At 32.3% G+C, this 11,762-nt stretch carries 5 protein-coding genes; all 5 read left to right on the top strand.

From position 1 onward, the window contains the following. Nucleotides 1-1,623: 1,623 nt before the first annotated feature. The 5 genes from HX088_RS13090 to HX088_RS13070 all read left to right on the top strand — a co-directional run bounded on the left by HX088_RS13090 (nucleotide 1,624) and on the right by HX088_RS13070 (nucleotide 11,369). On the top strand, nucleotides 1,624-2,406 hold the full coding sequence (locus HX088_RS13090; protein ID WP_286484383.1) for an RNA polymerase sigma factor: 783 nt from the start codon (nucleotides 1,624-1,626) through the stop codon (nucleotides 2,404-2,406). A gap of 2 nt (nucleotides 2,407-2,408) precedes the next feature. Next, entirely contained in the window at nucleotides 2,409-3,506 is a 1,098-nt protein-coding gene (locus HX088_RS13085; RefSeq protein ID WP_225539582.1) for a hypothetical protein, read from the top strand. A gap of 2,546 nt (nucleotides 3,507-6,052) precedes the next feature. Next, on the top strand, nucleotides 6,053-9,208 hold the full coding sequence (locus HX088_RS13080) for a TonB-dependent receptor (RefSeq protein WP_286484382.1): 3,156 nt from the start codon (nucleotides 6,053-6,055) through the stop codon (nucleotides 9,206-9,208). A 9-nt stretch (nucleotides 9,209-9,217) separates the two neighbouring features. Continuing rightward, the gene (locus HX088_RS13075) at nucleotides 9,218-10,075 is read left to right on the top strand and encodes a glycerophosphodiester phosphodiesterase family protein (RefSeq protein ID WP_225541894.1); all 858 of its coding nucleotides are present in this window, start codon (nucleotides 9,218-9,220) and stop codon (nucleotides 10,073-10,075) included. A 157-nt stretch (nucleotides 10,076-10,232) separates the two neighbouring features. Further along, the gene (locus HX088_RS13070) at nucleotides 10,233-11,369 is read left to right on the top strand and encodes a DegT/DnrJ/EryC1/StrS family aminotransferase (RefSeq protein WP_286484381.1); all 1,137 of its coding nucleotides are present in this window, start codon (nucleotides 10,233-10,235) and stop codon (nucleotides 11,367-11,369) included. Nucleotides 11,370-11,762 lie beyond the last annotated feature (393 nt).

The following is an 11,762-nucleotide window of genomic DNA, read 5'->3' as shown; positions in this document are numbered from 1 at the left end:
TGAAACTTATTTTGACCGTCGAAAATCAAAGACTTGATGTTTTGTAACTTTTGCATTAAGGTAAAAGTTAGAAGAAAAAAAATAGAAAGATTCTGCACTTCGAGTGCCTCAGTGCCCATGTTTAGAATGGTAGAAAATAATATTCACCACATAGGTACATAGAACTGGATGTAAAAAATAAAAGAGCAATAAAGAAGATAAATCTATTAAACATAGTTAGGAGATCACTATGTTTCAGTTTACTGAACTATACAATCTCTAAAAAAAGTGACTGATAGATTCTTCGACAGGCTCTGAATGACAAAAACTGTAAAATGTAGAAAGTAAAACTTAATAAAAAACTATGTTTCTATTGTGGTTAAAAAATAACGTAGAACGTAAAAAAAAAAAAAAACCTTTCCCAAAAACAAAGTTGGCGCGATGTACAGGAAAAGGAGTGGCTTTTAAAAAAAATGTTGAATTATAAAACGATGTAAAATTATGTGAATATTTTACTTTAAAATTAGTAGGCAATCTTGTGTTGCGCTTCAATAACTATTTTGTGCTATCCCTTGGGTATACACAAAGAAAAACCATGACTGACATGGTAAAAACTTCGACCCTTATTGGCGAATATACTAGTGGGAGAGAAGAAAATTATTAAACAATAAAGACTCACATTTTATTCCCCAAAGACAACTTATAAGAGTGTTAATGATTTTCATAGAATGTATTAGTGTTAAATTTTATTTCATTTATTAATGTATTTTTTAAAACTGTCCAAGGGGAATTTGTGGGTTGAGAGAATTGTGTTATGTACAAAGTATTATGTATTCAGATTTAGGATGAGGTTCTGAACATAGTTACGATAATATGGAGATAAATAGTAGTTCATTTTTTATTCATTACTTTTTGCTTGATCAAAAAGTAATCAAAAAATCAAGTCTGTGCATACAAGTCGGTCAATAATGGCTACTCGCTAAATGCTTTAAATCATTCGCATATGAAATGCGAACATAAATCATTTTTAACGCTCTTTACGCCGAATTGACACTCGACTTTTCAGCAATGACGAGTTTAGAATTCGTTGTTATAAATGGATTTGAGTATTGAAAAAAGAGTTAAAAATCCGACGATTTAGAATCGAAATGATAACGAATTTGAACTTAGAGAAAAGGATTAAAAAAATGTCATATGATTTGGAGGCGAGTGTCAAAAAGTTGAAGTAAATGGTTAAAATATTTTACTGTTTGCGCAGCAAATGATTTAAAATATTGAATGGCTGAAACTTATTTTGACCGTCGAAAATCAAAGACAAGCGTTTTTTGTTTCGTTTTTTGCGCTCAAAAAATGAAAAAAGATTTCTCGATACCTCGAAATGACATATTGGATGCGATTCTGAGACAAGCTCAGAATGACAAAATTTGTTGATAAAAATGAATTTGAATATTAATAAGAAAAAAAATGTAAAACGTTAAGCGTATCACGTCAAACGTAAAAATAAAAACCCCTTTCCCCAAAACAAAGTTGGCGCGATGTACAGGAAAAGGAGTGGCTTTTAAAACTAATGTTGAATTAAAAACTATGTAAAAACGTAAAACGTTAACCGTAGAACGTAAAACTTAATAAAAAACCACCTTTATTATGCTAGAAAAAGAATATGAATTACTGAAAAAAGGCGATCCAAAAGCCTTAGAAAAAATTTATGTACGACATAAAAGGTTACTTTTTTGGATTGGTAAACAAATAATTACAGATGAATTTGTTGTAGAATGTTTGGTACAAGATGCTTTCCTTAGATTATGGGAATATCGAGATAACATAGAAAGACCTGAACATATCTTTTATTTCACGCGACTTGTTTTGAAACAAAGTTGTTATTCGCATTATAGAAGTTCTAAAAACAAATTTTTTAGGTCAGTGCATTCATTAGAGAGTTACGAGAATTATGATATCTATTTGACTGGATACGATCCGTTAGAAGTTGCAGAAAACATAAGGGATAAAGTAATACATGACGAACATTATGAAGAAATTAGAAAAATATTACCCCTATTAAGCGCTGAAAGAAAACATTTGATTGAACTCTGCTTGAAATATGGATTTAGATATAAAGCAATTGCCAATGCAATGGGAAAAAGAGTTTCAGAAACGAGTAAGGAGATTAAAAGTGCAATAGAGGATGTTAAGAGCCTGATTAATAGTCATGATATATTTGTGTCTAAAAAGGAAATTGTTTCTGAGGTAAAGGAACAAGATCAAATGACCGAAAAGCAATCGTTGATTTTAAAGCTTCGATTCGAAAAGAAACAATCGTTTACAACAATTGCCAAGACATTAGAACTTTCTCAGAAAGAAGTGCACAATGAATTTGTAGTCGCTTATAAATTGACTCAACAAAACAAGTTTAAACCCCTAAATAACTAAATATGGAAAATTCTACAATCTTTTTAACACGTAAAATACAGTTAATTGCTGATTTACCAACCCAAGAAGAACGAAAAGAAGTTTTGAGTACGCTTTATAAATGGCAAAATAGATGTTTTATAGCGGCTAATTTGATTGTTTCTCATTTGTATGTGCAAGAAATGGTGAAAGATTTTTTTTATTTCTCTGAAGGAATCAAATATAAATTAGTAGATGAAAATAAAGATGAAGATGGAATACTAGAATGTTCTCGTATGAATACCATTTATCGTGTGCTCTCAAAACGTTTTAAGGACGAAGTTCCGATGTATATATTGTCTAGTTTGATGAATACCTTATACCTATCTTTCAAGAAAGATTGTGTCAGGTATTGGAAAGGGGAACTTTCATTAAAAATTTTTAAACGGGATATAGCAATTCCTTTTAATATAGACAGGATAACTAAATTCTCGAATGATACAGAGAAAAAAGACATTTATTTTAAACTTTATAAAATACCTTTTAAAACGTATCTTGGAAGAGATTATATTGATAATCATAAGTTATTGGAGCAAATAGTAAGCAAAGAAATTAGAATTTGTAGATCGCATATTAAATTAGAAAAAAATAAAATATTTTGGGTATTCACTGTAGAAATTGAAAAAGAAAAAAATCAATTACAACCAGATATTATTGCAGAAGTTTCTTTGTCATTAGAATATCCGTTGGTTGTAAAAATAGGTAGATCTCAGCTTACCATTGGTAGCAAAGAAGAATTTTTATATAGAAGATTAGCCATACAAGCTTCTCGTAAAAGAATTTTAGAAGGAGTGCCTTTTTGCAAAGGAGGGAAAGGAAAAGCAAGAAAATTAAAAATAGCAAAAAAATTAAAAAATACAGAGAGTAAGTATGTTCATCATCGGCTACATGTCTACAGTAGAATGTTAATTGATTTTTGCGTTGAAAAAAAAGCAGGAACGATAGTTATTGTAGATCAAGAAGAAAAAATACAAATTGCCAAAGAAGAAAGATTTGTCTTAAGAAACTGGAGCTATTATGAGCTCATAAATAAAATAAAATACAAAGCTGATAAAGCAGGTATTGAGCTTATAACAGCTTAAACCATAATTTTGGAGGGTGATTTGTACACCCGTAGGGTGAGGTGATTGTAAACGCTCATCAAATGTGAAAAACATATACAAAGGGGGATTTTTAGGTTTTATTGAAACTCCTTAGATAGTCCCAAGATAAAGGCAGGATAAAGGCAAGATAAAGGCAGGATGAAGGCAACATAGTGGCAGTAGGGTGGCAGTATGATATTTTTAAAAGGTTTTTGATATGGGATTTACGATGTAAAATGTTTTTATGAACAATTAGATATGAGATTCTTTGAAAGTTCTGAATGACAAGGAATTTGAATATTGAAAAAGAATTAGAAAAATCCGACGATTTAGAATCGAAATGCAATTCAACTCTAAATTATTGGAATAAAAAAAGTTGGAGTGTTTGAGTGGAGCGAGTTGCCAACTTTATGGAAATAATTTATTTAAAATACCTGAGCCATACCATGGCTCCTCCTTTTAATTTCAAATGTTTTTTTTGATGAACTTTCCCGTAGGGCATATGAATACCGACAATAAAAATAGATAAGTAATGAATAAAAAAAGTGACAGAAAGATTCTTCAAGAAGTATTAATGTTCATCTTCATTCCTGATTTTTTTACGTTCGTTTCAATAGATTGTAGCTCGTCTGCAAATCGTATGTCGGCTCTAAAATTGGTTGTTAGAAGTGGATGAGGTTAAGATTCTTCGACAAGCTAAGAGTGACAACGAATTTAAGTATTGAAAAAGGCTGAAGAAAATGTCATATGATTTGGAGACGAGTGTCAAAAAGTTGAAAGTCATGGTTAAAATGTTTTACTGTTTGCGTAGCAAATGATTTAAAACATTGAATGACTGAAACTAATTTTGACCGTTGAAAATCAAAGACAAGTCTTTTTTCGTTAGTTTTTTTGACGAAAAAAAGTGACAGAAAGATTCTTCAAGAAATTTTAATGTTCATTTTCATTCCTGATTTTTTACATTTACTTTAATAGATTGAAGCTCGTCTGCAAATCGTATGTCAACTCTACAATTAAGTCTTTTTTCGTTAGTTTTTTTGACTGTTCCCCGAAGGGCATATGAATACCGACAATAAAAATAGATAAGTAATGAATAAAAAAATGAAAGGAAGAGCTTTTTCGACAAGCTAAGAATACCAACAAGATGAGATTCTGATACAAGCCCAGAATGACAAAATCTGTTTTTAAAAATGAATTTGAATATTGAAAAAGGATGAAAAACCGGCATTAAAACTCTCACGTTAAGAAAATGTTTGAATGGAGCGTTTAAAAGGTTTTAGCCCGTAGGGTTTTTAAAATCTTTAGTGGAATGAGAACATTTTTAGTAGAGAGGTTTACGGCCTTGACTTTTTGGTTACTTTTTAGTCAAGTAAAAAGTGACATTAAAGAATTTTTAATTTCAAATGTTATAAAACGTGGATTTGAATGTTTAAATAGGAATTAGAAAAATCCGACGATTTAGAATCGAAATGCAATTCAACTCTAAATTATTGGAATAAAAAAAGTTGGAGTGTTTGAGTGGAGCGAGTTGCCAACTTTATGGAAATAATTTATTTAGTTGAATTACCTAAGCCATACTATGGCTTCTCCTTTTAATTTCAAATGTTTTTTAGATGAGTTTCCCCGAAGGGCATATGAATACCGATAATAAAAATAGATAAGTAATGAATAAAAAAATGAAAGTAAGAAATAAATATTACCTGAGCCATATTATGGCTCCTCCTCTTAATCTCAAATTTTTAATTTCAAATGTTTTTTTAGATGAGTTTCCCCGAAGGGCATATGAATACCGACAATAAAAATACATAAGTAATGAATAAAAAAAGTGACAGAAAGTATTTTACATTCATTTTTTCCTTGATGAAAAAACGAACCAAAAAAATCAAGTCTATGCTTACAAGTCGGTCAATAACGGCTATTCGCTAAATGCTTTAGAACATTCGCATATGAAATGCGAACATAAATCATTTTTAACGCTCTTTACGCCGAATTGACGCTCGACTTTTCAGCAATGACAGTTTATAAATTCTTTGTTGAAAGTGGATTTGAATATTGAAAAAGGGATTAAAAAAATCCGACGATTTAGAATCGAAATGTAATTCAACTCTAAATTATTGAAATTAAAAAGTTGGAGTGTTTGAGAGAAGCGAGTTGCCAACTTTATGGGAATAATTTATTTAGTTGAATTACCTGAGCCATACCATGGCTCCTCCTTTTAATTTCAAATGTTTTTTTAGATGAGTTTCCCCGAAGGGCATATGAATACCGACAATAAAAATAGATAAGTAATGAATATAAAAATGAAAGTACGAAATAAGTATTACCTGAGCACGCCGTGGCTCCTCCTTTTAATTTCAAATGTTTTTTGGATGAGTTTCCCCGAAGGGCATATGAATACCGATAATTAAAATAGATAAGCGATGAATAAAAAATGAAAAAGAAAGATTGAATTAACCTTAATAATAAGATTTATTAAAGATCTCTTAAATTTTAGTTAACCTCTTATTGTTTAGTGTACAATAATTTTGGGCTTCAAATAAACATACATGAAACTCAATTTATTTCAATTATCAGCAGTAGTCTTTACGATAGGGGCTTCAACAGCAGTCTACGGACAAGGTGATTTAGCAGGAATTGCTGGAAAGATAACCGATAATGAAGGATATGACTTGCCACAAGTAACTGTAATCGTCAAAAACGAATCAACAGGTTTTACCACTTCCACAAAAACAAATGAAAAAGGAGAATACAACCTCAAGCAGTTGCCTTTGGGTTCCCCTTATACCATTACAATCCGTTCTGATGATCATGAAGATGAGGTGTTAACAGGGTATAGTCTTAATCAAGGTGATTTGATTTGGGTCCCATTCAAATTTTCGAACGGCACAACAGATTTATCAGAAGTAGTTGTTAATGGACAAACGTTAAAAAGTTCAATCAAACAAGTCGGTGCTTCAACTTCTGTATCGGCAAAAGATTTGCAAACATTACCTGTAAATGGACGAAACTTTACCTCGTTAATTGATCTTTCTCCTTTAAGTAATGGTTCTAGTATTGGTGGACAATTAGCATCTTCGGTAGATTATACGATAGACGGAATGTCTAATCGTGGAACAATAGCTGGAGGTTCTACCTCTTCTTCTTATTCAATTTCAATGGAAGCCATTCGAGAGTTTAAAGTAGTTACCAATGAATATGATGTGACCAATGGACGTGCTGGTGGTGGAACGATAAGCACTGTAACAAAATCAGGAACGAATAAATTAGAAGGAAGTGCTTTTCTTTATGGACGCGCCGATTGGCTATCGAGTCCATACGACATTCGTGGAAACAAAAGAGACAACGAATTCTCAACTTATCAATATGGCTTTTCTTTAGGTGGACCAATAAAGAAAGATAAAGCTCATTTCTTTGTCGCTTGGGACAGACAAGTGGATAAGCGTCCATTGATGATTGCCAATATTAATAACCCAAGTGATGAAGCACTGTATAACGTAACGCAATCAACATTAGATCAATTTTTATCTATCGCAAGAGACAAATATGGGGTGTCAACTAATCCTCAATTTGGCGCATTTGATAAAAATAAAGATACAAATGCCGCATTTTTACGTATTGATTGGCAATTAAATGAGCGAAATTTGTTGACACTTCGTAATAATTTTGTCTATGAAATGGATAAACTTTCTGAAGGGGATAACACCTCAATCAATATGTACGAATCCTATATTGATAGAAAAAAAACAGACAACAGTTTGATGTTATCGTTAAGAACTGATTTTAATAATGACATTACTAATGAACTGAAAGTTCAACATTTTTTTGAGCATCAGAATATTATTCCATCAAGTGAATTGCCTAGCCAATCTATTCCGCGTGCAATTGTAGAAAGTGTAGGATCTCAAATAGGAGAAAAAACTCATTATACGAATATACAATTAGGAGGTCAACGATTTTCACCTGAATGGTTCAAAGGAAATGTGATACAATTAGTTGATAATGTATATATTAATAAAAACAATATTAAGTATACGTTAGGAGGGGATTTTTCTTATTATCATATGAAAAATGTATACGGGAGTGAAATGAATGGTCGTTTTTATTTTACAGGAATGGATAACTTCAAAAACATGACGCCTTATCGCTATGCCCGTGAAATTCGCTTAACAGATGATCCTTCAACTGTTATTAATCAATTATCATCAGCAGTTTATGGTCAATTGGAAACAGAAATTTTACCTGGCGTAGACTTAATGGCTGGTATTCGTTTCGAAAATATGCAATATTTAAATGCAGCCAACTACAACGAAGTTGCAGATAAACAATTGGGTGTAAGAACAGATAACAAAATTAATACATGGCAACTACAACCACGTTTCCAATTAACATGGGATATTAATCAGAATAGAAAAGATTTTGTAAAATTTGGTGGAGGTATTTTTGGCTCTTCATTAAATCCATATTCAATGATTAACAACATGTTGTTTGATGGAACAAAAGTAGCAGCAGTAGATATAGTAGGCGATTTAGTTCCTACACCCGATTTCATCGATTATAGACAAAACCCTCAAAATGCACCAGGGAAAGATCTTTTTAACAACCCCAATATAGAAAAACTAATTACGATTAATGCCAATAGCAAAGATGCGAAAGTACCTACGGTTTACAAATTAAACGCCTCTTATAATCATTTTTTTAGCGACCGATTGAGAGTTGGAATTAGTGCTTATGCGAACTGGGCACGTAACAACTATATGTACGTTGACCGTAATATGGTAGACGAACCTTTTTTTAGAATAAAAGAAGAAGCAAACCGAGGTGTTTATGTACCTGCGTCAACAATTAACCCTACAAATGGTGCTGCCAATTGGGTTAATGGACGTAAAACACATGAATTGGGTCGAGTTTTAGAGTTAATTAGTGATGGTAAAAAAGACCAATACGCAATTGTGTTAGACGGAACATACCGTTATTTTAAAGACGGACAACTATCCGTATCGTATACGTGGAACGATTCAAAAGACAATACGTCTTATAATGGAAATGTTGCCAATACAGCAACCTTAAGCTTAATGGTTCCTGAAGATCCTCGAGATTTAAGTAAAATGAATTATTCGGATACACATTTTCGTCACAAGTTAGTGGTGTATGGGCAATCTCCAACTTTTTGGGGAATGACAGCAGGTGTACGTTTTAGTGGAATTGGTGGAACTCGTTACTCATTAGCTGTAGGTGGAAATATGAATGGAGATTTCGTAAATTCAAATGATTTGGCATACATCTATGATCCTAACGCTGCTTCAACTCCTGAATATTTAAGAAATGGAATTCAAGCTATTTTAGATAATCCAGAAGTTGAAAAGCATACAAAAGATTATATTCGAAAGAGTTTCGGTAAAATCGCAGAACGTAATGGAGGAATTAATGGATTTGCAGGAACATTTGATTTGAGATTGGCTAAAAAATTCAATATCGTAGAAAAGCATCGTTTTGAAGTTGCAGTAGATATTTTTAATGTCGCTAACTTAATGAACAAAGAATGGGGAGTAGGGCCTAGAATAGGTAAACAAAATATTTATTCGATTAAGAGTTTTGATACAGCAAATGAGCGTTTTGTTTACAATGTAAATACGAATACAGGTAAAACTAGTTATGTATTCAATCCTTATCAAATACAAATAGGTTTCCGCTATAGTTTTTAAGAAGTAGAAATGAAAAAAATACATTTATGGTTTGTGCTATTAGCTACAGTTACTGTGGCTAATGCGCAATTAAATACCGTTAATATCAAAAATTTTGAAGACTTGAAGTCTTATTTCAAACAAGATCAATCAAAACCAATCATTATCTCAGGACATAGAGGAGGTATGATGCCGGGTTATCCAGAAAATAGTATTGAAGCTTTTGAAAAAACACTGTCGATTATGCCTTCTTTTTTTGAGATAGATCCTCAATTAACAAAAGATTCGGTGTTGATCCTTATGCACGACGATACTTTCGATCGAACGACAACCTTAAAAGGAAAAGTAAAAGACTATACCTATGCTGAAATAAAGAATGCAAGGTTAAAAGACCGAGAAGGAAATTTAACTGATTTTAAAATTCCTACCCTTAAAGAAGCTTTAGATTGGAGTCAAGGAAAAACTATTTTTCAGTTAGATAATAAAGGTGTTCCGTATGCAACCTATGTAAAGTTTTTGAAAGAAAATCCTTATCCAAATGTGGTGTTGGGATTGAGAAAAGATGAGGAGGTGGCGTATTACGCCAAGCATTTAAATCATGTATTGTTTATGAAACCTTTTCATACCATGAAAGATGTTAAGAGTTTTGAACAACTGAATGTCCCTTTTAATCGCGTAATTGCATGGGTAGGAACCGCCATAAAAGAGGAACAAAAAGAAATGATCGCGTATCTAAGAGATAAAGGGGTCATGGTGATGATTGCGATTGCTCCAACCTCAGATAAATTACCAACTGATCTTGAACGAACAAGAGGTTATATTCAACATCTTATTACGCGTCCCGATATTATAGAAACAGATTATCCTGCTCAATTTATTAATTGGTAATGATATTAACAAAACGATGAGTTGTTTACTATTTTAAAAAAAATCGTTAGAATAGAGATGAATTTAATTTTTTGAATAATAAGCTAAAGTAAAAAGTTAAATCTGATTAAAATTGATTCTTTTACTCTAAATTTGCAGAGCAAAAACAACTATAAAAATGGCAAATAAAATATGGCTTTCCTCTCCACATATGGGAGGAAATGAGTTGAAATATATTCACGAAGCATTTGATTCTAACTGGGTTGCTCCACTTGGTCCAAATGTTAATGGATTTGAAGAAGATTTAGAAAACTTTTTAAATGCAGACGTTAAAGTTGCAGCTTTATCTGCAGGAACAGCAGCTATTCATTTAGCATTAATTGAATGTGGAGTTTCACAGGGCGATGAGGTAATTTGTCAATCGATGACATTTTCTGCTACGGCGAACCCAATTGCTTATCAAGGAGCAACACCTGTGTTTGTTGATTCGGAGAAAGAAACATGGAACATTTGTCCAATCGCTTTAGAGGAAGCAATCAAAGATAGAATAGCAAAAGGAAAAACACCAAAAGCTATTTTAGCAGTTCATTTGTACGGAATGCCGTATAAAGTTGATGAAGTACATGCGGTTGCAGAAAAATACAATATTCCAGTGATTGAAGATGCAGCAGAAGCTTTAGGTTCTACATACAAAGGAAAAGCCTGTGGTACATTTGGACGTTTTGGGGCATTATCGTTTAATGGGAATAAGATTATTACCACTTCTGGAGGAGGAGCATTAGTGTGTCAAACAAAAGAAGATAAAGATAAAGCGGTATTTTTAGCGACTCAAGCACGTGATAATGCACCACATTATCAACATTCGCATATTGGATACAATTACCGTATGAGTAATATTACGGCTGGAATTGGACGTGGTCAAATGGAAGTTTTAGCAGATAGAGTTGCCGCTCGTCGTGCGATGAACAACTTCTACCAAGCGTTATTTGCTGACATTGACGGTGTAACAGTTTTTGTTGAGCCAACATCAGATTATTTCTCTAATCATTGGTTATCTGCGATTTTAATTGATCCGAAAGTAGCCGGTAAAACGCGTGAAGATTTACGTTTAGCATTCTTAGAAGATGAGATCGAATCTCGTCCTTTATGGAAACCAATGCATCTACAACCTGTTTTTGCTGATTCGCCTTATTATGGAGGAACAGTAGCAGAAGAATTATTCGAAAACGGATTATGTTTGCCTTCTGGTTCTAATCTTACAGATGCAGAACGTGAACGAATTGCAGCAAAAGTGAACGCAGTTTTTGGAAAATAATTTCATCCAAATAATAATATTAAATCCTCTTAAATTCATTAAGGGGATTTTTTTATGAAACAAAATCATACAATTTGATAGAAGAAAAAAGAGTTATTAAAGAAAAGACATTTCGATACAACTTTCTTTTTCTAAGAACGAAGATTACTTTATGTGACAGCAAGTAACAAAAGCGTAAAACATAAAATTGTGGTTGAGGTAGAGATTCTTCGACAAGCTAAGAGTGACAACTAATTTAAGTATTTAAAAAGGTTGAAGAAAATGTCATATGATTTGGAGACGAGTGTCAAAAAGTTGAAAGTCATGGTTAAAATGTTTTACTGTTTGCGTAGCAAATGATTTAAAACATTGAATGACTGAAACTAATTTTGACCGTTGAAAATCAAAGACAAG

It is taken from the genome of Empedobacter sp. 225-1 (assembly GCF_030328185.1).
Taxonomy (GTDB): domain Bacteria; phylum Bacteroidota; class Bacteroidia; order Flavobacteriales; family Weeksellaceae; genus Empedobacter; species Empedobacter stercoris.
This window is presented reverse-complemented; position numbering and strand designations above follow the sequence as displayed.